Source organism: Streptacidiphilus jeojiense (assembly GCF_000719095.1).
In the GTDB taxonomy this organism is placed as follows: Bacteria; Actinomycetota; Actinomycetes; order Streptomycetales; family Streptomycetaceae; genus Streptacidiphilus; species Streptacidiphilus jeojiensis.
The window spans coordinates 1-23,585 of record NZ_JOEH01000054.1 but is presented as its reverse complement, the minus strand read 5'-3'; the positions used below and the strand labels follow the sequence as shown (position 1 = coordinate 23,585).

Below are 23,585 nucleotides of genomic sequence, written 5' to 3'. Positions count from 1 at the left end.
ATATGACGTTCCGTCAGTTGGTGGAATTGTCCAGAACGGGCGCGCAGTGGCTGCAATGGCCTCCGTTGGATCTGGCTGCACGGAAGGACTCATACGGAGATTGATCAAAAGGCCGCCCACAAGGCTGGCGCCGGTCAGACCCACGAGCCCGATCGGGAGAAAAATTAGGCGCGTCACCACCCACCTCGCGCCCCGTCTCCAGCGCACCCCACTGGACTCGGCAGCGGAATCAGTGGCTGACTCGGGCGGAGCGAGTGCCGCTTCAGCCACCTTCCTGGGCAGGCGTGTCCCACCGTTGGACGACGCCTCCCTAGCACGACGCGCTTCTGCCAGCAGCTCTAACAGCCTTGGCGCAGCCCACTCCGGGTGCCCCGTCATGTCGGCTCGCGCGGTGAGGTAACCAACAACCTCGCGGAAGGCCCTGGAGTTCTGCTGGGGAAGTGTGCGGCCGTGTACCCAGTCGTTGAGCGTGGACTTCGGCACGATCTGGTCCAGGTCCCTCTTCCGCCGCCGCCTGCCGGCTGCTCTGTAGAGCCCCGCGAACACTGTCGCAAACCGATCAGCGGGTCGCTCCATACCCACTTCCCCCTTCCGGGACCGGACGGTTCCGGACGACCATTCTGCCGTCAATGCCGCAGCTTAGGAGTGTTGACGTCCGGTTTGACCGCACCGGATGCAGCGGTTCGCCGCTTCAGTGTGGTCAAGCCAGCCGAGACTACGGCCGGCCATCCTGAACGGAGGCCCCAACCATGACTCCCCAACAACTTCGCGTCGTGTTCCTCCTGCTGGCGTTGGTGCTCGGAGGCCTGGTCGCCATCTGCCTCGGACTAGCGGCGGCCCTAGCCGCCCGCAGCGCCGGGGCAAGCACCCTGCAGACTCTTCGGATTGCCGGAGCCACCTTCGTCGGATCACTGACCTTGATTCTCAGTGCATTGGGCGCGGCCCACAGTTGGCTCCACTGAACCGCGGTCCCGGAACGAGCGGGAACCCGAACAAGCCGTTCGACGAGAGCGGTCAAACAGCTGGATCGGAGGGCCTCACACCGCTGCCCGGCCGCAGCAGGCGGGCCCGCAGCAGCGCCCGGCGCTGGACGTCGCCAGTTGCTCGCTGCACGGCGTCCTTGCGCAGCCGCTCGCCCCGGAAGCTGTCAAGTCAAATGAGACGGTTTGATGCTATGAAGACTGTATTTCCGGTTCCGTTTCCGGCTTCGGTTCATTGATCCAGACCTGGTGCGGTATTGCTGGTGGTGTGGGCCTGCGGGCGAAGCGTTCGGGGTGGCGGCCGTAGGCTTCGGCCAGCGTCACGGCGCGCTGTTCGCGGACCAGGTCGGCGGTGCCGAAGTGGACGGACGCGGGGGTGTGCAGGCCGATCCCGGAGTGCCGGTGGCTGTGGTTGTAGTAGGTGATGAACTCCTCGCACCAGTCCCTGGCCTCGGCAAGGGAGTTGAACCGGTCGGGCAGCTCGCCGCAGTACTTGATGGTTTTGAAGTTCGCCTCGCTGACGGGATTGTCGTTGCTCACCTTCGGCCGCGAGTGCGACCGGGTGACCCCGGGGTCCAGTAGCAGTTGCGAGACCTTCTTGGAGGTCATGGAGGTGCCGCGGTCGGCGTGGACCGTCTCGGGGACGATGCCGTTGCGCTGGATCGTCTCGCGGATCAACTCCTCGGCCCGCTCGGCCGATTCGCTGCGTTCGACAGTCCATCCGCAGATGTAGCGGCTGTAGATGTCGATGATCACGTAGAGCTGGTACCACTCGCCCTTGTTCGGCCCCCTGAGCTTGGTGATGTCCCAGGTCAGCACCTGGCACGGCGCCGTGGCCACCAGTTGCGGGACGGTCTTGGCCGGGTGGGTTGCCTGGCGGCGGCGTTCGCCGCTCTGCCCGGCGGCGGCCAGGATGCGGTACATCGTGCGCTCGGAGCACCAGTAGCGGCCCTCGTCCAGTTCACGGGCCCAGATCTGCGCGGGTGGCAGGTCGACGTACTGCGGCTGGCTCATCAGTGCCAGGACCTGTGTCCGCTCGGCGGGTGAGAGCGCCGAGGCAGGGGCGGGACGCGAGGTCCGTTCCTTCGGTGCGGCCGGGTGGAGCCGGCGGTAGTGCGTGGCCCGTGAGCGCCCGGTCAGCCGGCAGGCGGCCGTGGTGGTCAACTCCCGCTCCAGGGCAGGGAAGAGCTGGTCGATGACCTGGTCGGCTCCAAGGAAACCGCCGTCATCGACTCCTCCGGTGACACCGTCGTGGGTGAGCCTGTCTTGGTAAGCGGCAGGTCCCGGGTCGTGCGGAGCGGGGAGAGGAGGAGGATCAGTCCGGCGAGGGGAACTCCTGCTGTTGTGATCCACATGGATTCGCGCAGGCCGAGGAGGGTGCCGAGCGCACCGCCGAGGAGCGCGCCGAGGGGGATCGTGCCGTAGTTCAGGAACGCTGTGCTGGCGGCGAGGCGGCCGAGCAGGTCAGGCGGGCAGTAGCTCTGCTGGAAGCTCGCTTTGATGACGTTGCCGGCGACTACGCCCGCCGAGACGGAGAAACCCCCGGTCACGTAGAGCAGGGTCCCGGCTCCGCTGCTGGCGAGCGGGATGAGCAGGGCCGGCAGGGCAAGTCCCAGTTCGAACAGCAGCGTGGCGCGGGCGGTGCCGACCCGCGCGGCGACGCGACGGGCAGCGAAGGCCCCCACGACACCGCCCGCGCTGGCGGTAGCGATCAGGGCACCCACGGTTCCCGGGTTCAATCCGACGGTCCGCACCAGGAAGACCACCAGGATGGACTGGTAGCCCATGAGCGCCAGGTTTGAGGCGGCGCCGAACAGCGTCAGTGTCCGCAGCCACCGGTCGCCGGCGACCAGGCGCAGCCCGGTGCCGACCTCGCTGAGCAGTGGCTGGCGCTGGTGTCCGGTTACGCGCCCTCGCGGTTCCCGGTGTCGGATGGCCGCCAGGCAGAGCAACGAGACCAGGAACGTCGCCGCGTTGGCGAGCATCGCGTTCACCGCGCCGGCCAGCTGGGCGATCACGCCACCGGACCCAAGGCCAACGATCTGCGCGGCGGAGGCACTGCCCTGCAGCTTGGCATTGCCCTCGGGTTGGTCGGCGGGGTCCAGCAGGCTGGGCAGGTAGGCGCTGTAGGCAGTCTGGAAGAACACGCCCGCCGAACCTGTCAGCAGGGCGACCACCAGGAGCAGGCCCATGTTCAGCGCCCCGAGCCAGGTGGCGACCGGGACGCTGGCGAACAGCAGGAGGGACGCTGCCGCGGAGGCCAGCATGATCGGCCTGCGGCGCAGGCGGTCCACCCAGACACCGACCGGCAGGCCGATGACCAGCCAGGGCAGCCAGGCGCAGGCCGTCAGCAGTCCGACCTCCAAGGTGCTGGCGTGCAGGGTGGAGACGGCGACCAACGGCATGGCCACCCCGGTGACCGATGCGCCGAACCTGCCGGCGGTCTCGCCGCACCACAGCAGCCGGAAGTCGCGGTGGCGCCGCAGAAGGCCACCACCGCGCAGGTCCTGGGTCATGCGGTGCCCTGTTCCTTGCGGGGGAAGGACTGGATCTGCACGATGACGGGCAGCTCGCCAGGGACCGGCTCACTGCCCGGTGCGGGGGTGTGGCGGGCGACGACGGCCATCAGGTCGTCGTTGAGCTGCTTGAGTTGGGCCGGGGTCATCCGCAGGTCTCGCCAGTCGGAGATAGTCGCGGCATGCTGCCACCGGCCGTCCCAGTCCTCGTTGAGGTAGGCCACGGTGCGGTTGAAGTACTGCTGCGCCAGCTGGTGGAGGTAGAGCGCGAGCGCCTGCCGGGTGTCGGGATCCTCGCTGAACTCGGCGGGGTTCAGGAGCTTGGTGTCACTGACCGCCCGCCACCAGCGCTCACGTTTCGTGCCGCGACCTGTCTCCTCCTCGATGTAGCCGTGCTCGGCCAGGTGGCGCAGATGCCAGCTGACGGTGCCGGTGTTCTCGCCCAGGCGCTGCGAGAGGCCGGTCGCGGTGGCCGGACCGTCCAGGCTGAGCGCCTCCAGGATGCTCATCCGCAGTGGATGGGCCAGCCCTCGCAGGCTGCGGGCATCGATGCGCCGGGTGGGCTTGGCCGCCTTCGAAGTGGGTTCGGGTTCCTTGGTCACCTCGCCACCCTATAGTGCAGAGCACTCTCTGCAGAGACTCGTCTGTAACGACTTGGTCCGCGATAGACCTGGTCATTCTCGTCCGGCCCGGGGTAGGAAGATCAAATGACTCGTCTCCCTGCCTGCGGTCCTGAAGGGCCCATTCGCGCCAGGACCACCTCGCAGCCGCCGCTGGCCGTGCGGGCCGTCCTCTTCGACTTCTCCGGGACCCTGTTCCAGATCCGGACGTACGCAGACCGGATCCGGGCGGCGATGGCGGAACCCGTGGACGAGGCGGCGATGGACATCATGCTGAGCGGACTCGAAGCCGGCCTGTCGGACCCCGACGTGGTCGAGGCCCAGCGTGGCCGTGACGTGTCCTCAAGAGCACATCGCCGTGCTTTCTCCACCTGGTATGCCACGGTTCCCGAGTTGGCACCGGTCGCTGACGTGCTCTATGAGCAACTTCAGGCTCCGGAGCATTGGGTGCCGTACGTAGACACCGATTCCACGCTGGCCCGGCTGACTCAGGGCGGCGTGGTTCTGGGAGTGGTCAGCGATGTGGCCTGGGACCTGCGGGCCACCTTCGCCCATCACGGCCTTGACCACTACTTTTCGTCCTGGGTGCACTCCTACGAACACCACACTGAGAAGCCCGACCCGTTGCTGTTTCAGCAGGCCTGCCATGAGCTGGGTGTCGCTCCGGAGGCGACGCTGATGGTCGGCGACCATCCCGCGAAGGATGGCGGCGCGGCTGCGGCTGGACTGCGCTCCTATGTGCTGCCCGGCCGAGCCACCCCCGGTTCGTGTCGCGGACTGGATGCAGTGCTCCGCCTGGCCGATCGAGTATGACCAAGAAGTGGGCCCGTGCGGCCTTGGACCCCGATCGGCCCTGGCCGGTGGGAAATGATCTTCCGATGTGCGGGAAAAATCTCCGGGGGGGCCTCGATCGTGACTGGCCTGTGAGTTTCGTCGGTGTCTCCAGACACCGCCGAACAGTCACCGTGCTGCCCGCGTCCGGGCAGCGCAGAGCAGAGCAGAGCAGCGCGCGTGGCCCCGCAGGCGGATCGCTTGGGACGCTGCCCGGCTACGGCTGGTCGGGGCGGGTGGCTGCGATGGTGGTGAGCAGGACGCGGGCTTGTTCAGGGCTGGTGCTGCGGGCGAGGGTTTCGCGGGCGATGTGGTCGTACAGGCGCTGGTACCGATGCCGGGCCAGCACGTTGGCGATGGCAGCGCAGGCGGCGATCATGGCCTTGAGGCCAGCCATCGCGATGAACGCGGTGGTGATGGCGATCGCGAGAGCCGGGTGGAGGTGCCAGGCTCCGATCCCTGCGGCCGTGCCAACGGCACCCTGTGCCAGAGCCGGTACTGAAGACCGGGGAGGTCTGGGCAGGGTGCTGGTTCGCTGACGATGCGTCATTGTGGAGTCCCGAAGAGGTCGCCGGTCTCCCAGGTTCGATCCTGGCTGCTGAACGGGCTCTAGGTGTCGCAGCGCCGTACGGTCCATGCCGGTATCGGCGTTGGACGGTGTGATGAAGATCGCAGCAGGGCTATCGCACGGTACGTGGGATCAGCGAGAATCCGTCATCTAGAAACGCGATCGCCGGAAGGAGGTCTAGCTTGGGACCTGACGGCGAATGGGGTGAACCACCGCTTACGGCCGAGGCTGACACTGGACCTGCACTGTCGGCATTCACCGCGGACATGGACACGGAGCTGTCTGCTCCCGTATCCGGGCTGTCCCCGGGCGTGCTCCCAGACGCGGATGGGCAACGGCTGCGGTTACCGGTCGACGGCAGCGTCCGGGCACCGTCCTTGCCCGCGCCGTCGTCCGGGCAGCCCGAGGGAGACCGGGAGCGCCAGATCGCCCGGAATGCGGCACGCCGGAAGGCGGACCAGCTACTGGTGGAGGAGCTGAAGCTACAGGGGTTCCAAGGCCCCGCCTACGCGTACTTTGAGGCGGAACTCGCCGCCTATGCCTTCCCCGTGCTGATGAGCTGGATGCACAGCGGCGAGATCTTCGCGCGCTGCGCGGACAAGGGTCGGCCGGTGGCGACTGGTGGGGTGGAGCCGCTGTGGGAGCGCGAGGACCGAATCGAGATCGCCGACCTGACCGTGGCCCGTGCGCTGATGTACTTCCACGACAACGTCTTGCTACCCGGCCTCTGGGACCCGGAGGCCGGGACCACGCTGACGACGTTCTTCATGGGCGCGTGCGTGCTGCAGTTCCCCAACCAATTCCGCAGGGTGATGATGGAGCGCAAGCGGTGGCGCCGCGCCGAGGCGGCGGAGGCGTTCGTACAGGCCAGAGTCTCTGACCGCAGTGACCCGCTGATGCAATTTGTGGACCAGGAGTCATTCGAGACGGCGCTGGCGGCTCTGGGGGATGGCGATCTGCGCACCGCGGCTGAAATGATTGTGGACGGGCATACCTATGCCGAGGCGGCTGCGAGGATCGGCATCTCCGCCGCAGCCCTGAGCGAGCGGTTCCGCAGACGCCGCAACCGGCGCGCCGACAACCCCGGGGGACAGGCATGAGCGACCGCCTACAGCCACCCGAGGACCACGCGGCGCAGCGTACCGAGGCAATCGCACGCCTGATCAGCCACACTGCGGACAGCGCTTCCCCGCAGGACCCGTCCGACTACGAGCAACTGCCGCAGACAGCAGTCCTGATCGAGGACTCCTCCCTAGGCACCGACGAGCCGAGCAACCAACGGCGATCCACGCCGCTTGCGGACATCACGCGGATCTTGGCGCGACGCCGGCGCCTGCAGGAGGAGGACCAGGCCCTCTCCCAACTTGCAGGGGACCTACGGGAGCACCAGGACACTGCTGCTGCTGGCGGAACGGGCGAACCGCTGCTCGACACTGATGGCGATACGGACCGGGGCGACAGGCCAGCTGACGGGCCGCAGGTCCGGGGCGGCGTCCGACCGGACCCGCAACGACACCGCTCCCCCGACCGCGAGGCAGCCAGGGCGCTGTTCGTCCAGCTCTCCGCGCTGGAGAAGGACTCGCCGGAACGGGTCGAACTGCGCAACCAGCTGGTCCGGATGCACATTCCGCTGGTGGAGCACCTGGCCCGGCGCTTCCGCAACCGCGGCGAGCCGCTGGACGACCTGACCCAGGTCGCCACCATCGGACTGATCAAGTCGGTGGACCGGTTCGACGTCGACCGCGGCGTGGAGTTCTCCACCTACGCCACCCCCACCATCGTCGGCGAGATCAAGCGCCACTTCCGCGACAAGGGCTGGGCGGTGCGGGCCCCGCACCGGCTGCAGGAGCTGCGGCTTGAGCTGACCACGGCCACCGGCGAACTGTCCCAGCAGCACGGCCGCCCTCCCACCGTGCACGAGCTGGCCGAGTACCTCGGCGTCACCGAAGGGGAGGTGCTGGAAGGGCTGGAGCCCGCGAACGCCTACAGCACCCTCTCCCTGGACGTCCCCGACACCGAAGACGAATCGCTCACCGGCGCGGACACCCCGGACGAGTACGACCCACTAGAGGGGGTGGACTACCGCGAGTCGCTCAGACCGCTGCTGGCCCAGCTGCCGCAGCGGGAGCAGCGGATCCTGGTGCTGCGCTTCTTCCGGAACATGACCCAGTCTCAGATCGCCACTGAGGTTGGCATCTCCCAGATGCAGGTCTCCCGGCTGCTCGCCCGGTCGCTGGCCGAGCTCCGCGTCAAGCTGCTGCTGGAGGAGTAGCGATCTGGCCGATGTCGGCGAGAGGGGCTAGGTTCGCACACCGCTCCCCTTCCCCTGTTCCATACGACCAGGAGTTGCTCGCTGTCCAGCAGTCCTGCGAGCACTGCACAAGTACCCAGATCTGCATCAATGTGCTGGCGGCGGGACTTCGGCGCGGCGGCGGGCGGCCAGGTGTTGCGCGACGTTGAAGGTGTGCAGGACGGCGACGTGGTCGTTGTCGATGAAGCTGGGTGAGAAGACCCCGGCGGCCGTCAGGCCGCCGGGGTCTTGGTGAACACAGCGTCGGTCTCATGCTCACGGTGTCGCTTGGGTCCGACTGAACGCTGGGCAGTCGTGATGGCGGGGCGCGAGGCCGACGATGTTGAGGAGGGGATCTTCCCCTTCCGGGATCTCGAAGGTGAAGTTGACGCCGGTGGACGGGACCTGGATCGAGCACTGGGTGTCGAAGGTCAAGGGTTCGTAGAGCTGCCAGACGCAACCGGCTCGGTCGAGGGCTTCGGTCACTTCGGCGTACGTGGGTTGGCCAGGGAACGTCTCCCTGCCGACCAAGCCGACAGGGAGGTCGACGACGTCACGCCAGGTCTGGAGGCAGACCATGATGATCTTCTTGCAGCTGCAGACGCTGATCTCAAGGTCGCCGTAGGCGAACAGACGTGGCCATGACCGGCGTTTCCCGATCGCCACTTCGAAGGGTTCGCCGAGCGCTTGGGTGACCGTGGCCCAGGCCGCGCCGTTCGCGACCGGCCCCAGCTGTCCCAATCGGACGCGTTCCGTCAGGACGTCCCGTAGCTCCATGGAGCGCGAGCCTGTCACCTGCGGCGATGGAGTGTCCACTGCTTTTGGGGTGCCGAGGGCCGCTGCGGACGGAAGAGCCCGGCAGCGGCCCGTGGTCATTCGGTGGCGTGGGTCTCGGTGATGGCCAGGCGGGTGGAGGACTCGTCGACGATGCCCTTGTCCTGGGTGAAGGCGGCGATCAGGGACTGCCAGGCGATGTTGTTGACCGAGCGGGGCAGGCCGCGGCTGGTGAGGTGGATCAATTCGACGGCGTCGTCGGAGAACAGGGTGTCCTGGCGGCCGGCGATGGTGAGGTGGTGCTTGATGTAGCTGGCGGTCTCCTCCCGGTCCATGGTGGGCATCTGGTAGCTGATCGCGATGCGCTGGTCGAGTGCGGCCAGGACGCCGTGCTTCATGCGCTTGCGCAGGGTGGGCTGGCCGATCAGCACCACCGCGAACGGGGTGGTGGAGTCCATGTCGTAGTTGGTGAGCATGCGGATGGCGTCGAGCTCGCCGTGGTCGAGCAGGTGCGACTCGTCGATGACGACGGCGGGGGGCGCGGCCGCGTTCGTCGACTTCGGCGGCCAGGGCTGCGGAGGCCTGGGCGGCGAGGGCGGCGAGGGCGGCGAGGTGGAATTTCGGGGTGTCGCCCAGGCTGGTGACGATGCGGTTGTAGAGGCCGCGCATGCCGACCTCCGGGTTGGGCTGGTAGATCACCGTGAAGCGGGCCGGGTCCAGGGAGGCGACGGCGCCTTTGAGGGCGACGGTCTTGCCGGAGCCGACCTCGCCGGTGAGCACGCCGATGGCCCGGTTGTTGATGCACCACGCGATGCGGGCGGCTGCCTCGCGGTGTGAGTGGTGCTGGTGCAGCATCGAGGGGGCGAGGTTGCGGCCGAAGGGGATGCGGGTGAAGCCGTAGTAGCCCTGGACCCGGTCGATCATTCCTGCCCCCGCCCGTCGTCCATCAGGGACGAGTAGTTGATGCCCTGCGCGGTGTTTGCGTTGTGGGTCTGGTCCAGGACCTTCAGGTAGTCGATCCCGGTCTGCGGGGCCGGCGGGGCCGGGATCTCCGGGGTGGCCTTCGGGTGGGTGTGCCGGCCCAGCCGGTGCGGGACCGCCGACCCGGCCGCCCGGCCCGCCGCCCGCACCTCGATCCGGGTCAGGTCGAACGGGTCGAAGACCAGCTCCACCCTGGTCCCGGTCAGCATCGGGTCCACTTCGTAGCTGTTGCCGTGCAGCGAGACCGTCGCCGTCTTGGTCACCGTGCGGAACTCCGACCACAGAAACGCCTCCCGAAGATCAGCGGGGCTGGGCAGCGGCAGCGGCCTGGGAATCGAACCGAGCCAGCGCTCGATCGGAGGCTGCCCGGTCTCCGAGTGCACCGTGCGGTGGTAGACCGTCTCCACCCAGGCGGTGAAGAGCCTGTTCAGCTCGGTCAGGTGCTCGATCCGTCCCACCCGCTCGTCGTCGAGCTCGACCAGGAACTGGTCGCGGACGGTGCGGAAGAACCGTTCGATCTTGCCCCGGCCCTGCGGGCGTCCGGGCTTGGAGTGGGTCAACCGGATCGCCAGGGACGCGCAGGCCCGCAGCAGCCAGGTGTCCACGAAAGCGGACCCGTTGTCGACGTAGATCGGCTCCGGGACCCCGCGGGCCGACAGCGCCGGGCGGAGCGCGGCGGCCAGGCGCACAGTGTCCTCGGCGAAGCCGAACCGATGCCCCACGATCGCCCGCGAGTGGTCGTCGATGAACGCGAACAGGTAGGTCTTGCGGCCGCCGATCCTGGGCCCGTGCAGCGCGTCCCGGTCCACAGCTCGTTGCCGCGCGCGGCCTCGAACCGCCCGAAGACGCTCGCCTGGCCGGGACTGGCGGACAGGCCGGCGCCCGCGAAGTGCCGCTGCAGCGTGCGCTCGGTCGGGGACCAGCCCTGCGTGGTGCGCAGGATCCGCTGGATCTGCGCCGCCGTCCGCGCGGGGTTCTCCCGCTTCAGCGCCGTGGCCAGTTCCAGCACCTCCGGCGGCGTCCGCGGGACGGCCTTGCGCGGCTCGGGGACCAAGGCTGCGAACCCGCAGCGCGGTAGTGCCGGGTCCACCAGTCCAGGGTGCCCCGGGCCACGGTGATCTGTTGCCCGAACGGATCGGTGTGCTCGCGTGACGCCAGTTCGCGCGCCAGGCGCCCGCGCTCACGGGTGGTCAGGTCCTGGTCCAACAGGTCCTGGATCAGGGAATAGCGGAACAGACCCACCGGCCTTGCCCTCTCGGCCCGGCGGCGGTCCTCTTCCTCGCTCGATGCCATGCGCGGACTCTCCTCGCATCTCGACCAGCGTCCGCCCAATCAGGACGGGCATGATCAAGACTCCCGGCCCCGGACTGCACCGCCCAGAGGCAGCCCGTGTTGATCATTTAGGTGCAGCAGTGCAGGTCAGGACCCGGCCCCTTATCGCCCTGCCGGCGAAGGCCCACCGCGACACCGTGAGCATCCGCGGCCACCTCTCCGCAGCAGCCCGATGCGCCGCATCGACCGCCGCGACGGCATCGGCCAACGGGGACCCCGCCGGCTCCGGCATCACCGGGTCCTGCGCGAGCGCGACCAGCGCGACGGTGAAGAAGCGACGGACTTCCTCCGAGCCGCGGCGGAACCGGCGCACCCAACCCCGAACCGTGTCCTCCGCCCGGCCCAGCCGGACAGCGATCCAGCGGTGCCCCATCCCCGCGGCCGCTATCTCCAGCCCGACGCCGATCACTTCGGCCGTGTCCATGCGGCGAGGCCAGAGCACTTCCGGCAGGAGCACGTGTGTGGACCCGCAGCCCGTGCAGCGGGCCCGTCGAGGTCGAAAACGCTCCGCTTCCCGTGACCACTTCGAATCGTGCGCGGCCGGGCGTAACCCCATCGGTTGAGGCGATCACCGCAGTTCGGACATCTCATCCGCCCCGCAGCCAGTCGCTCCTCCAGACGATCTGCTTCCGCCTCCACGACCAACACGGGCACCTCCGCAGCACTTAAACCCCAACGCGCCGAGCCTGCCCGGGAGGCTGAAACCCCACGTCACCCGTGTTCGTGATCGCTGACCCACGCCACTGACGGTCCGGCCTCATGGCTGTCCGATTCATCTCCAAAAGGGAGGGCGGCGGGGGCGAGCTTGAGGTTGGCCCGGCAGGACCGGACCGCCTCGGCTGCCCATATCCCCACCGCGTTCGAGTCGTCGGCCAGGTCGTGAAGGAACCGTGCAGTGTCCTGGGCCCCCACCATCCACGGGGCCAGAGCCTCCTCGGCGAGGACACGGTCAAGGCTTGCACGGGCTGCCACGGGTTCACCGACCAGGGCCGCCGCGATGCCGGCGTCCAAACCGTCCCAGAGGAAGCCTCGCCGCAGCGGCCTGCTCGTCAGAAAGCTCGCCACGGCTGGAAGGCTGGGGAACCTCTCCCTGAACCCGGTCACATCGAGAGCTGCCCGCCTCGCGAGGTCGGCAGCGCGCGGAGCGAACTGGACCTCGTCTCGAAATGACTCCTGGCCTGCCCGGTCGCCGTCGACGTGGAAGGCGAAGTGGTCAACGTCGTGCCACAGCCACATGGCTCCGACATGCATGGAACTGCCAGCCAGACGCAGCGGCGTGAACTCGACGACTCCCAGCCACCACCCATGGTCGTCGATCCAGACCCGTGACCGACCCTGCTGAGCCACGCCAAGCGGACCAAGTGCCTCACGTGCTGCCGCAGTGATCATGCGGGTGACCGGAGAAGTAGCTGCCATGCAAGGCATTATCGGTGGGCCCGGTGACAGGAACCGCTGCCTCCGTGCTCACGCTGCCGTCGCACACCAACCAGCAGACCGCGACCCCACCCTGGTGGTGGCCACCGTCGTGACCACCTTGATCGGTGAGGGCTTCGACCTGGCGCTGCAGCTGTGGCGGCACTCGCGGATCGCAGCCCACCACGACAGCACGCGTTATGACGGTCCATCGCCGGGCGCTCCGCCTCGGTGGCCTGCCGGGCTCGGAACACGGCCGCAGTCGGCCGGATTCTTCAGGGCCTGGTCCGGGGTCTGCAATGCGCGGCGTCCCAGCCGTCACCACATCGCTCCCGGGCGCTGCTGGAGCCAGTCCAACATGGCCAAGATCGGGGTCGCGGTGGAATAGTCGGTGGAGCCGTCAAAGCAGGTAACGCCCTGCCACCAGGGGTGAGCCAGCGCCTTCACTCGATCGCGGCTCCAACGCACAACACCATGCACAGCGCCGGGACCAGAGCCTGTCGCCTGAAACTAGATGTTTTTGACGCCTCATCGCTCTAGGGAGACGGAACAGCCATCCGCTCCAGGTAAGAGGTGCCATCGTGTCAGTCTGGTTTTGGGCGGCGATCGCTGGACCATCGGGCCTTTGCACGTTGTGCGCGGCTTCGGTGGTCTACAGCCACCGTGAGCGCACCAGAGCAGCGGGGGTGGTATCCGCAGTGCGTGAGCTGAAGGCCGGGGGACGCATCAGGTACCGGTCTGTGGACAAGCTCGGACAGGCGACAACCGAGTTCGATCTGATAGTCCTGCCCTCCCTGGGACACTGCACTTCCCATCCCACGGCGCTCGGCGAGCATGGTCAGCCCAGCTGAGCGGCAAGCGGCGATCGAAGTGTTCGAGGGCCTGTACCGGACCCATGCCCACAGACTCCTGGCTGTTGCCGCGACAGTCTCCCTCGACTTCGCGGGGGACGGACTGCAGCATGCCTTCGAAGAGGCATGGAAGCGGATCCTCGCCCCTGAGGGAGCCCGAGTGGACAACTGGGCAGCGTGGTTGCGCAAAACGGCACTGCGTCGCGTAGTACAGGAGTGCATTCGCGCGCGGCGTGACGTCGCCCTCGAGGGAATCGAACCATCGGCCGCCGAGCCATCGATCGACGACTTGGTAGTGATCCGACAGAAATTCGAGGGCACGCTAAAGCAGATGGCCGAGCTGCCACCCCGACAACGAGAGGCACTGGGCCTGTGCTTTCTCGCAGGGTTCACCTCTCGGCAGACAGCGGAGATCATGAACGTGGAGGTGAGTACGGTGCGCAATCTGGTCCACCAGGCACGCCGGTCCCTCCTTCAGGTGGAAAGGGACGACAATGCCTAATACGCCCGTCCCTAGCTGGGAGCATGCAGCACCGACCACAGTGGACCGTGTGGACGCTGGCGCCGACCAGGAAGGTGCCGACCCGCAACTGTCGGCGTTGCTCAGCAACGCCGTCGACCAAGCCGACCAGCTGATCGGCGAGTCCTTCGATGTAGAGACCAGCCTCGCGCGCCTTCGTGATCGACTCCCCGAACCCAGCGCTCCCGCCAACGCAGCGTCGGTACAGCCATCGCCGTTCCACCTCTTTCTCGTGACCAGCCACGCTCATCACTCGCGCCCAGCCCCATCGACAGAGGGCCTGACCCGCCTGCTCACGCTCGTGCGCGGCGGTTCTGAGATCGGCACCTTCACCTGGCAGGGCCGGGACTTCGGCGCCTGGCTGGTCACCATCGCCCGCAACCTGGTCGCCGACCACTTCAAGTCCAGCCGCTTCCGCCTCGAGGTCACCACCGGGGAGATGCTCGACTCCAACGAGACCGAGCGCAGCCCCAAGGACGCCGTCCTGGAGTCCCTCTCCAACGCCGCGCTCCTGGACGCCGTGCACCGGCTCAACCCGCAACAACAGGAATGCCTCACCCTGCGCTTCCTGCAGGGCCTGTCAGTCGCCGAAACCGCCAGGATCATGGGCAAGAACGAAGACTCCATCAAAACCCTCCAGCAGCGGGCCGTACGAGCCCTGAGCCGGCTCCTTCCCCCCGACGACACCACACCAAGCTGACGACGAACGACCCCTGAGACCACAGACAAGGCGACCGCATGCCCCACGCGCCGATGCACTATGCCGAGGCCGAAGAGAAGCTCCGCGCCTACCCCACGGCCTACCCGAACGCCTACCAGCGCACCGTCGAACAGCACTACGCCGACACCCTGCGCGAGGTCGAAGGCATGGGCCGCGCATCGGAACTCTTCCCCCTCCACGGGCGCGCCCTGGGCACCAGCCTCGCCTTGACCGCGCTGACGACTCCGTACGACTTCTTCCTGTTCTTCCTCGACGTACCGGACACCACCGCGACCCAGTGGCAGCACGCATGGCCCTCTGAGGGCTTCAGCCAGGCCTGGACCATGCAGAGCCCCAACAACAAAGCCCTGGAACATGTCCGCGAACACCTGCGGCTAGCCCGCGAACAGGAGATCCACGTCGTACGGATCCCCGGGACCGACTTCATGTCGACCGAGATCGGGCACATGGCCGACCAAGCCGACCACCATGGGAGCGGAGCAGGCAACCGGGACGGAGCCAAGGCCGAAGCGCTCCTGCCCCTCCTGCGGGAGTCTTGGCAGGAAGACCAGTCCTACGCCTCATTGCGCCAGCGATACCAGGACCTCCAGAACTGGAGCGGCACCGCCCCAGGCACGCGGCCAGCAGTTCGAGATCCTGTGGCGCGACGCCCTGGCCCTGTACGGATGGCACCCCAAGAAGACCCGCGTCCAGGGCGAGGACAACGACTTCACCGCCCTCTACAACGGCCTGCACATCCATGGCGAAGTCCGCTGGTTCGCCGACCCGACGACCGGCGGAAAGATGCGCGAATTCCCCGGAAAACTCGACCCACGCCCCAGACCATCGGCCTGTTCATCTCCCACAGCGGGTACGACGACGGGGCCCGCAGCGTCGTACGCCGAGCAGTCAACTCCAAAACCGTCGTCCTGTTCAGCCAACCCGAAATCGACGACGTACTCCTGAACCGAACCAACCCGGGCATTCTCTTCAACGAACGACTCCGGGACGTCTACGACTACCCATTCGAGAACCAGCAAAACTGAACACCCATCCCCACCGTCGTCGCACCCACCACTCCCGTGACAGCCCCGAAAACCCCGAAACACCACCCCACGACACTGAAAACCACCCGCCACGCCACCCTCATGACAGCAGCACCCACACCCTCCAAGCCCAGCTGAACAGCCAGAACGACCACCCAGCTGACATACCGTCACTGACAACACACCCACTGACACCAAACCGGCATATCGCAATCACGCCCTACCAGGTCCAGACCAGCGGCCGCCCACCATGGATCCGCAGTCGTGGAATCAGGCTGTAAGCCGCCTCTGCCCGGAAGAGGAGCCCAGCTACTGGTCCCCCGGATCGAAGGGCTCGTCATGCCACCGCCAGCCGGCAGAGCCGTCGTCGTGGATGCGGAGCATGAACTCCGCGACAGGGCTCCCGTCGGGAAGCGTCATCGTGAGCGCTGTGCGGATCCGGACGTAGCACGTGTCGGCATGCTCCCAGTCCTCCTGGTCGATGGCCCCTTCTTGCTCAGCGAACAAGGGGCGGAACTCCTCGAAGCCGGCAAGCGGTTCGACGTCGGCGTGCATCCAGGGCCAGTCGGCGGCGGTCACGACCAGCCGGGCGACCTCCTGGTTGTCGTGGTGGAGTCGCCAGACAGTGCCGGTGGCCAGGTACGGGTTGCTCATGCCTTCATGATGGCGATCACCACCGACAATCAGCCGGCTGTGTTGCAGCCGCTACCGCTTTGCCGCTTGGGCAATACGCTCGACCGGCGTGGCTACGGTAGGGGCGTGTGCCGGCCCAGCACCGGGGCCACCGCCCAGCCGCCGCCGCGCACCGCCAGCAACACCGGGTGGGCCGACATCGACCACACCGCGTCCGGCCCCGGCCCGGGGACCGGGCGCAGCAGCACCGCGGCGGCCAGGGAGTGCGAAGCCGAGCAAGGGAATTCGCGCCTATGTTCGATAGCGTGTTCGTCGCAACGCCCGGCCGGACCAGCGACCAGTGGGCCCGGTCAGCCGCGGGCGAGTCGGGCTGCGACCGCGGCGCGCAGCCGGTCCGCAAGGTCGGCGCGCTCCTGCGGGCTCATGACGACCACGCCCTGTTCGAACTTCAGTGAGTCGAACTGCTGCTCCTCGTAGGGCACTCCGGCGGGGATCCGGGCCACATGCCAGTGCAGGTGGCTGTTGCCAGCCTGCGAGCCCATCGAGAACAGGTACGTGCGCTCCCCCGGCACGACGTCCTCGGCAGCCAGCGCGACCAACCGCACCGCCTGCATCATCCGCAGGTACGCGGGCTCGGTGAAGTCGCCGACGCAGTGCTCCAAGTGCTGCTTGGGGCAGACCAGCAACTTGCCGGGCAGCACCGGCCACCGGTCCAGGAAGGCGATATGGTCCTCGTCCTCGAAGACGACGTCGTGGGCGTAGTCGGGATCTCCTGCCAGCAGTCGGCAGATGAAGCACGGCCCGATCAGGGCCTGCTCGGTGTAGGCGGCCGTGTCCATCGGCTGTCGCTTCAACGCTCCCCCCTCCTGCGTGCCGCCCACCCACCTGTAGGTGCGGGCGGGAGCCGGTCGGCGCTCACAAGACCTCCCAGGCCTTGCGGTCGCCACCGGTCAGCAGCGGACCGGAACCAGCCTGGCAGCCGGGACGGTCCGGGTGACGTGGTTGTCAGTGAACGACCGAAACTCACCGCCTCCGGTCAGCCGCCGCCAACAGGGCGCCCGTCCAGAGCGCCGCGGGAACTGCAGCGACCTGATCCAAGGGGTGGTGGCCGGGCCGATGGCGCAACGGACGATCGGAGTCGTGGCGCCGGCGCTCTCGTGGCGCAGACGCAGTTGGTAGCCGAGGTCGCAGCCGCTGCTGCATGGACCCGAGGGGCTTAGCAACTGCCCCGTGGCAGCGACGTTGGGACGGTTGCCACCGAGTGGGGAGAAACGATCCCGTTCAGCGGGCCATGAAGCGGCTCAGCTCTCGGGATGCATCCCGGAGCTGCTCCAGTCGGACGCACGCGCTGATGCTGTTCGAGGCTTCGCCCGGCACCTGGAGGTCTCTGCTGGTGTCATAGGTGGCCTGGTCATCAGCTGGCCAGGTGAGCTTGATGTCGGCCCGCTCGGCCAGGACGATTACGGTCGCAAGGAAGCCCTCTGATAGGGCGATCACGACCGCGTGGCCTGTCCGGCGATGACGCTCCAGCAAGGCTTCGACAAACAGCTTCAGCGTCGCGGGGTCGATCTGGCATTCGTCCTCGCTCATCGGTCCGATGCCGGACGGCAAACCGAGCTCCGCCTCAAAGACGGAGACCTGCCTCAAGAACAGTCCGGTTGCTCCGTTGGACGGGTTCCAAAGTGTCCGCTCGCCCAGATCGAAGTACTGACTCACCGCTTCGCCTGCCCGTCGCCCGGCTCGAAATCTGTTGCACCGACGTTGATCGACGACTGGCCGCACATCTGCAGGAGCTTGGTGAATGCTTCCTCGGCGCAGTCGTCCGGGAACAGGTGAGCGACAGCGGTGCGGTCCGGTGTCGTGATCGCATAGTGGGTGGCGAGGTAAGCGAGATCCCCCCGGGTCTCGCGGGCGTGAAGGCGCATCAGGATCTGGCCGCATCGGGTGCAAAGGATCCAAGGCACCTGGACGAGCCCCGCGAGAGCGCCGTCTGTCAGGGCCATGTCGCCGCTGACAGGAACATCCTCCTGCTCGATCAGGGTCACGTCGCAGGCTCCTTGGCCGTCGTTGCGGCACTGGCGAATTCGGGGTGTGGGCGCTTCCCGCTCACCCCAAGCCTCTGCGAGCACCGAGAGTTGGGCACGGACCCCTTCACTGATCGTCACGCCGTGAGCCAGGATGCCGGAAACGAGCAGGCCCAGTCCGGCCTCCTGCTCGCCAATGGTCCAGCACTCTCTGAACTCATGGGCCTCCACTGGTGGCAGCAAGGCCGCGAGTTGATGCCAGGTGTCAACGACATTGGTCACCCGCCAGAGGCTAACCGACGATGCACTGCACGTCTTCTCCTGCCGCTCCAGGTTCTCCGGCCTCGCTGTCGCAACCTGGCAAGCTCGGCAAGAGCGCCTCTACGGTCACATGGCGTTGCCTTACGGACGCGTGTCGGACAGGGATGAGTTTCGACGCGACCGTGAACCGAGGCGGTGGCACCTCGCTGTGCCGGTGACGCCTCTTGGGTTTCGGAGAGATGGCTGTTCAGGCTGGAGGATGCACCGGCTGCGACATGGTGGGAGCGGGCTGGCTCAAGCGCGCTCTGGGAGCGCAGCAAACCAGGTGAACCTCTGCGGTTGGAGCACTAGCCTTGCGTGGCTGCTGTGCTCAGTCAGCAGCCTTATTTCCAAGGGGGGTTGCGATGCTCCGACCAGGCCGCGTCGTGTCCGTGGCGCTGGCGACCTCGGCCTTGCTGGGCTCCGGCATGGCCGCCGCGCACGCGGACAGTCCGACCGATTCCACATCCGTCATCTATGTCGACGGTTCGAACACGAGCTGCACCGACACCGGCGCAGGCGCGGGCAGTGTCGCCGCGCCATTCTGCACGATCCAGCCCGCGGCCGACGCCGCCGTGGCCGGCGACACCGTCGAGATCTCCAAGGGTGTCTACCGCAACGCGGTGAATGTCACCTCCACCGGCAACGCCGCGGCGCCCATCGTCTTCCACGCGGTCGGCGGGCTGGCCTCGATCGTCGACGGCACAGGGCAGACCGGCCCCGCCCTGACCCTCGACGGCGCTTCCTACGTCACCTTCGAAGGCTTCGAGGGCGTCGGCCCGACGCAGTCCCAAGAGCTGAGTGTGGCCGGGGTGCAGATCAAGGCCTCCGACCACATCACGCTCGACGGTGCCGCAGTCCTCGGCGCGACGAACTCCAAGTCGGGCGCCGTGTACGTGACCGGAGGCTCGAGCGACGTCACGGTGAGCCGAAGCATCATGACCGGGTTCACCAACGGCGGGATCCTCGTCGACGGGGGCGGCTCCGGCGATGTCTTCTCGACGAACTCGATCGAGGCGGCCGCGTTCGGGATCTCAGTCAATGGCGCAACCGGAACCGCCATCACCTCGAACAGCTTCTACGCTCAGAACGCCGGCGGGGAACCGATAAGCCTCGCTTCCGGTGCCACCGGAGCAACGATCGAGAACAACATCGTCTCCGGCCTGTCCGGCACCGCATCGACGAGCACATCGTCGATCGACGTGGCCGCCGACTCGAGCGCCGGCACCGTCCTCGACTACAACGTCGTCTTCCCGGGCAACTGGGACGGCGTGGGCGTGATGCAGAACGCGTACTCGTGGGGCGGGGCGGCCTACTCCGGCGCTGCGGCGTTGTTCCAGGCCACCGGGCAGGGCCAGCACGACCTGAACACCGATCCGGAGACCTCGAACATCCTCTCCGTGAAATCCCTCGCGGTCCCGCAGTGGAACTCGGCGAACGGTTCCGCTCCCGGGATGCTCGCGACCGACCTGTACGGCGATCCGTGCACCGGCAACTCCATTCTCGCCGTCACCGGCAGCGGGACGCCCGCCTACTGCGCGCGCGGCGCCTTCCAGCCGAACTACACCGTCACCAACGGCCTGCAGGTCCTCGAGGCCGTCGGCGCGCGCAGCGTCGACCTCGCCAGCTATATGGGGCAGACGTTGACCGACGGGACCTCCCCCGGCAGCGTGCCCGGTGGGCCGACGCCCGCGGTGTCGTACACCATCAACTGGGGCGACGGCATCTCACAGACCGTTCCGGCCTCGAGCGCCTACGTCAGCACGGCGACGCTTCACACCTACGCGAAGCCGGGCACCTATACGATCACCCAGACCTCCCACCTGACCGTCGGCGCGAGCATGAGCGCCACGACTTCGTTCACCACGGTCGGGTCGAACTACACGCCGATCAATCCGACGCGGCTGCTCGACACGCGTAAGGGCACCGGCGCGCCACTGGCGAAGGTGCCCGCGGGCAAGAACGTGACGGTCAAGATCGCCGGGCTCCACGGGATCCCGGCGGACGCCACCGCCGTGGCCATGAACCTGACGGTCGCCGACGCCACCGGCAACGGCTACCTCAGCGCAGCTCCGGGCGGAAGCAGCACTTCGACCTCGAACGTGAACTACACGGCCGGTCAGGTGGTGGCGAACAGCGCGATCGTGCCGTTGAAGAACGGGTCGATCACGATCTACAACAAGGGCACCGGTTCCACCGACGTGATCGCGGATGTCTCCGGCTACTTCGCGCAGAGCGCGGGTGGCGGATACGCGGACGCGACCCTCAAGCGCATCCTCGACACCCGCAACGGCACCGGCGCGCCGGTGGCGCAGATCGCTGCGAACACCGGCATCCCGGTCACCGTGGCCGGGGTCGACGCGATCCCGTCCGGGGCGACCGCCGTAGCGGTCCACGTCACCGTCGCCGACACCACCGGGAACGGCTGGATCGCGGCCGAGGCGAACGGCGCCGGCACCCCCGGCACCTCGATCCTCAACTACGGCAAGGACCAGATCGTCTCCAACACCGTCATCGTCCCTGTGGCGCCCGACGGCAAGATCGAACTCTACAACGGCGGCGGCCACACCCCGGTCGACCTGCTCGCCGACGTCTCCGGCTACTTCACCACCACCGCCCCCGGCTCATACGTGCCCATCACCCCGACACGCGTATGGGACACCCGCCAACTGCCCGGTTGGACCATCCCGGCCGACGGAACCGCGCCGGCGTTCCTGGAGGGCGACAACGGCAACGCCGAAAGCCCCTTCCCGGCGAACGCGACTCTGGTCCTCAACACCACGGTCACGAACACCAAGGGCAGCGGATACCTGACCGTCTACCCCTACGGAACGGACGGCTCCGGCCGGCCCACCGTCTCCAACCTCAACTTCGACCCCGGACAGACGATCGCGAACCTGGCGATCCTGCCGACCTCCTGGACCCACCAGGAAGTCGCCGTCTTCAACGGCTCGACCGGGACCGCCGACGTCGTCTTCGACGTGTTCGGGTACTACGCGAACAGCTGAGCGTGCGGGTCGGCCGCCGTACACGGCAGCCGACCCGCACTGGCTGAGACGGCCGCACCGCCCTCCCAGGGCGGTGCGGCCGTCTCAGCGACGTCAACCGCCCAGACCACCCCTTCGTCCAGAGTCAGAACGTCAGCAAGCAAGGCCAGCAGTACCGGCGCGCCATCCACCACCCACCGGCACAGCAGTCGCTAGGCGTCACCGTCCAGGACGACGCAGCGGTGACGGGTCATGCCGAAGGCGCCAGCGTGGTCCTACTCAGCGATACGCCCGCAGACACCCGCAGCGCCAGGGCCAAGGGCAGGGGCCTGCTCCCGTCCCCAGGGGAATGGCGGGAACAGGCCGGCAGCGGCTGGTGTGGCGGCGTGCTGGGTGTTTACCTCAGCGGCTGGGGTGTCGCCTCATGGCTTCCGTAGGGACGCGTGATGATTTCCATGCCGTGGCCGGCTGGATCGAGGAAGTACAACCCGCGCCCACCGTGGTGGTGGTTGATCTCGCCCGGCTGTTTCATGTGCGGGTCGGCGTAGTACGTGATCCCGGTCTCCTGGATCCGCTTGAACGCTGCGTCGAACTCGTCCTCGGAGATGAGGAAGGCGTAGTGCTGCATGGTGATCGACTCGGCCGGGATGCTGGCGAAGTCCAGGGTGACGCCGTTGCCGGTGGCCACCGGGATGAAGGGGCCCCACTCGACGCCGACCTCAAGATCCAGGATCATCGCCAGGAATTCGGCGGACTCCCGGTTGTTCCGGGCGTGGACGATGGTGTGGTTCAACTCGACTGACATGTGCGGAATGCCTCCGTAAGGCACCTCGCGGACACCTCCATGCCTCACCCAGCCGGTGACCGACACGCGATGCCGCGCCCCGACCCTATGCGGCACAGCGCCCATCGTCGAGTGGCACTCGCCGCCCACCTTCGCTGGCCTGCTCACCCCGACCGCGGACAACGACGCCAAACTCACGCTCTGAATCAGCGATGTCCGCGCGCCCGACCTTCCCCACCTGTACCCCTCCCGCATCCGGTCGGCTGCGCGCTCGCGTCAGGTGGGGCTAGCACTTTGTTGTTGATGCCTGTGGCCCACTCCGGGCCGCTGTTGCTCGGGCCGTAGATCACGAAGTTGTCGTCGTTCTGTACGTAGGCGTACGCGTTCGGGTTGACGCCCCCCTTGATCCAGGCGAATCTCTCGGTGGCCGTGTCCTGGATCCCAATGGCGCCTCCCGAGAAGATCAACGTGACGTGAGTGTCGCCTGCGGTGTTGCTCGCCCACAGCAGGGTGATCGGACCGCGGGCGATCAGTAGCCCCGACGACGCGGCATGCGGGTTCCTGACCCGAAATCAGCCCGCACCCACATCGTGTTCCCTGCGACCGCGTTCAGGACCGGACGGGTCTCGACCAAACAGCGGCCCGCTGGCGGATTTATCCGACGCAGCTCAGACATCCTTCACCTACCAACCCCTGGGACACCCCCGCAGGCACGGTCTGGAACTGCGGCTCGCCGCTTCGGAGACCTGGTTCGTGCCCGCGCTGGTGACCCTCAACGCCACCGACCGCTACGGCAGCCCAGGCCCAGGCCTGAGACCGGGTCCACCCCCCGTTGACCCACCGCTCCTCCTGGCGCGACCACGACGGCGAACTCCCCATCGTCGAAGGCACCCTGATCCGTCGGAAGGTCGACCGTCTGCCCGGTGACCGCGACGCGCCACCCCTGTGACTCTGGTTCTTCGAAGACACAGGCGCCACCAGCCACTTCGAGTCGATCTGCGAGTCGTGCACGTTCTTCGTCACCACGATCGAATTCCGGCCCACCCTCGAACGCCAGCGGGACGACGCGGCCGCCAAGGGCCAGGTCGCCCGCGAGCAGATCTTCGACGGGCTCATCTCACGGCTGGACGAGCAGACCGGATAGTCAGTCCTCCGCCAGGCGCTGTTGGAACTCGTCCCATATCTGTGACTCATGGACGAACCAGCAGAGCAGCGCATCGGCCAGGTCGCGGAGCGATCGGCCCTCGGCTATGGGCATGACCAGGGTGAAATCGTCACTGCCCTCGACCTCGACCCCTTACGGCACGGATCACCTCTGCGACCGCCGTCACCACCTGGGTTGCGTCCTGGGGAGTGGTGTACGGGTTTCCACCTGATCCGGGGGTTTGTCACCGGATCGGTTGGGAGCGCGCATAGTTGAACGGCCATCGGCTGA

21 protein-coding genes and 2 pseudogenes are annotated in these 23,585 nt (G+C 67.5%); 7 read left to right on the top strand and 16 right to left on the bottom strand.

From position 1 onward, the window contains the following. Positions 1-1,172: 1,172 nt before the first annotated feature. Genes IF29_RS0140265 through IF29_RS0140255 form a run of 3 tightly spaced genes read right to left on the bottom strand, consistent with a single transcriptional unit; the run spans position 1,173 to position 4,098 of the window. Positions 1,173-2,144: an IS3 family transposase gene (locus IF29_RS0140265; RefSeq protein ID WP_084715538.1), complete on the bottom strand. Its 972-nt coding sequence runs from the start codon at positions 2,142-2,144 to the stop codon at positions 1,173-1,175. Then, positions 2,141-3,496, bottom strand: a complete 1,356-nt coding sequence (locus tag IF29_RS0140260) for an MFS transporter (RefSeq protein ID WP_051726670.1) — start codon at positions 3,494-3,496, stop codon at positions 2,141-2,143. Before IF29_RS0140260 ends, IF29_RS0140265 begins: the two co-directional genes overlap by 4 nt. Beyond that, complete coding sequence (locus IF29_RS0140255; protein ID WP_037598569.1) at positions 3,493-4,098, bottom strand: winged helix-turn-helix domain-containing protein; 606 nt, start codon at positions 4,096-4,098, stop codon at positions 3,493-3,495. The genes IF29_RS0140260 and IF29_RS0140255 overlap by 4 nt, the downstream gene beginning before the upstream one ends. Before the next feature lie 105 nt (positions 4,099-4,203). On the opposite strand from IF29_RS0140255, the gene IF29_RS42930 reads away from it, so the two are divergent. After that, positions 4,204-4,929 carry an HAD family hydrolase gene (locus IF29_RS42930; protein ID WP_051726669.1) on the top strand — a complete coding sequence of 242 codons (726 nt, stop codon included), beginning with the start codon at positions 4,204-4,206 and terminating at the stop codon, positions 4,927-4,929. 235 nt (positions 4,930-5,164) lie between these two features. Here IF29_RS42930 and IF29_RS0140245 read toward each other — a convergent pair whose 3' ends face one another. Continuing rightward, complete coding sequence (locus tag IF29_RS0140245; RefSeq protein ID WP_030267163.1) at positions 5,165-5,344, bottom strand: hypothetical protein; 180 nt, start codon at positions 5,342-5,344, stop codon at positions 5,165-5,167. 437 nt (positions 5,345-5,781) lie between these two features. Here IF29_RS0140245 and IF29_RS44265 point away from each other — a divergent pair, with 437 nt between their 5' ends. Together IF29_RS44265 and IF29_RS0140235 are read left to right on the top strand one after the other, a co-directional pair. Beyond that, entirely contained in the window at positions 5,782-6,615 is an 834-nt protein-coding gene (locus tag IF29_RS44265; protein ID WP_051726668.1) for an RNA polymerase sigma factor, read from the top strand. Positions 6,616-6,938: 323 nt separating this feature from the next. Then, on the top strand, positions 6,939-7,787 hold the full coding sequence (locus IF29_RS0140235; protein ID WP_198037688.1) for an RNA polymerase sigma factor SigF: 849 nt from the start codon (positions 6,939-6,941) through the stop codon (positions 7,785-7,787). A 294-nt stretch (positions 7,788-8,081) separates the two neighbouring features. On the opposite strand, the gene IF29_RS44260 is transcribed toward IF29_RS0140235, so the two are convergent. From IF29_RS44260 to IF29_RS44250, 7 genes and pseudogenes are all read right to left on the bottom strand, one after another. Continuing rightward, a complete protein-coding gene (locus IF29_RS44260; protein WP_051726667.1) occupies positions 8,082-8,582 on the bottom strand; it encodes a hypothetical protein in 501 nt (166 codons plus the stop codon). Positions 8,583-8,677: 95 nt separating this feature from the next. Further along, positions 8,678-9,061 (bottom strand): ExeA family protein, encoded by a 384-nt coding sequence (locus tag IF29_RS48350; RefSeq protein ID WP_232242887.1) that lies wholly within the window; start codon positions 9,059-9,061, stop codon positions 8,678-8,680. A 142-nt stretch (positions 9,062-9,203) separates the two neighbouring features. Further along, positions 9,204-9,434 (bottom strand): annotated as a pseudogene (locus IF29_RS48865) (AAA family ATPase); the annotation flags it as partial. 65 nt (positions 9,435-9,499) lie between these two features. Further along, positions 9,500-10,369: a DDE-type integrase/transposase/recombinase gene (locus IF29_RS48340; protein WP_232242877.1), complete on the bottom strand. Its 870-nt coding sequence runs from the start codon at positions 10,367-10,369 to the stop codon at positions 9,500-9,502. Between the two features lie 175 nt (positions 10,370-10,544). Next, entirely contained in the window at positions 10,545-10,853 is a 309-nt protein-coding gene (locus IF29_RS48335; protein WP_232242870.1) for a hypothetical protein, read from the bottom strand. A 103-nt stretch (positions 10,854-10,956) separates the two neighbouring features. Then, on the bottom strand, positions 10,957-11,316 hold the full coding sequence (locus IF29_RS44255) for a hypothetical protein (RefSeq protein ID WP_051726666.1): 360 nt from the start codon (positions 11,314-11,316) through the stop codon (positions 10,957-10,959). A 287-nt stretch (positions 11,317-11,603) separates the two neighbouring features. Continuing rightward, positions 11,604-12,281 carry a hypothetical protein gene (locus tag IF29_RS44250; protein ID WP_157624188.1) on the bottom strand — a complete coding sequence of 226 codons (678 nt, stop codon included), beginning with the start codon at positions 12,279-12,281 and terminating at the stop codon, positions 11,604-11,606. Between the two features lie 858 nt (positions 12,282-13,139). Here IF29_RS44250 and IF29_RS0140200 point away from each other — a divergent pair. The 3 genes and pseudogenes from IF29_RS0140200 to IF29_RS0140190 all read left to right on the top strand — a co-directional run bounded on the left by IF29_RS0140200 (position 13,140) and on the right by IF29_RS0140190 (position 15,422). Beyond that, the gene (locus IF29_RS0140200) at positions 13,140-13,658 is read left to right on the top strand and encodes an RNA polymerase sigma factor (protein WP_030267148.1); all 519 of its coding nucleotides are present in this window, start codon (positions 13,140-13,142) and stop codon (positions 13,656-13,658) included. A gap of 331 nt (positions 13,659-13,989) precedes the next feature. After that, positions 13,990-14,376, top strand: a pseudogene (locus IF29_RS46660) (sigma-70 family RNA polymerase sigma factor); the annotation flags it as partial. Positions 14,377-14,414: 38 nt separating this feature from the next. Next, on the top strand, positions 14,415-15,422 hold the full coding sequence (locus IF29_RS0140190; protein WP_030267142.1) for a hypothetical protein: 1,008 nt from the start codon (positions 14,415-14,417) through the stop codon (positions 15,420-15,422). 309 nt (positions 15,423-15,731) lie between these two features. Here IF29_RS0140190 and IF29_RS0140185 read toward each other — a convergent pair whose 3' ends face one another. The 4 genes from IF29_RS0140185 to IF29_RS46655 form a co-directional block, all read right to left on the bottom strand. Beyond that, positions 15,732-16,076 (bottom strand): hypothetical protein, encoded by a 345-nt coding sequence (locus IF29_RS0140185; RefSeq protein ID WP_030267139.1) that lies wholly within the window; start codon positions 16,074-16,076, stop codon positions 15,732-15,734. Positions 16,077-16,405: 329 nt separating this feature from the next. Beyond that, on the bottom strand, positions 16,406-16,909 hold the full coding sequence (locus IF29_RS0140180) for an HIT family protein (protein ID WP_232242867.1): 504 nt from the start codon (positions 16,907-16,909) through the stop codon (positions 16,406-16,408). A gap of 427 nt (positions 16,910-17,336) precedes the next feature. Beyond that, on the bottom strand, positions 17,337-17,771 hold the full coding sequence (locus IF29_RS44245) for a DUF6086 family protein (protein WP_051726664.1): 435 nt from the start codon (positions 17,769-17,771) through the stop codon (positions 17,337-17,339). Next, positions 17,768-18,361, bottom strand: coding sequence for a hypothetical protein (locus IF29_RS46655; RefSeq protein ID WP_157624187.1), 594 nt, complete (start codon positions 18,359-18,361; stop codon positions 17,768-17,770). The genes IF29_RS44245 and IF29_RS46655 overlap by 4 nt, the downstream gene beginning before the upstream one ends. A gap of 332 nt (positions 18,362-18,693) precedes the next feature. On the opposite strand from IF29_RS46655, the gene IF29_RS0140165 reads away from it, so the two are divergent. Beyond that, complete coding sequence (locus IF29_RS0140165) at positions 18,694-21,387, top strand: right-handed parallel beta-helix repeat-containing protein (RefSeq protein WP_157624186.1); 2,694 nt, start codon at positions 18,694-18,696, stop codon at positions 21,385-21,387. Positions 21,388-21,763: 376 nt separating this feature from the next. Here the strand turns inward: IF29_RS0140165 and IF29_RS0140160 are convergent, their stop codons facing one another. Beyond that, positions 21,764-22,171 (bottom strand): VOC family protein, encoded by a 408-nt coding sequence (locus tag IF29_RS0140160; protein ID WP_030267122.1) that lies wholly within the window; start codon positions 22,169-22,171, stop codon positions 21,764-21,766. Between the last annotated feature and the right edge of the window lie 1,414 nt (positions 22,172-23,585).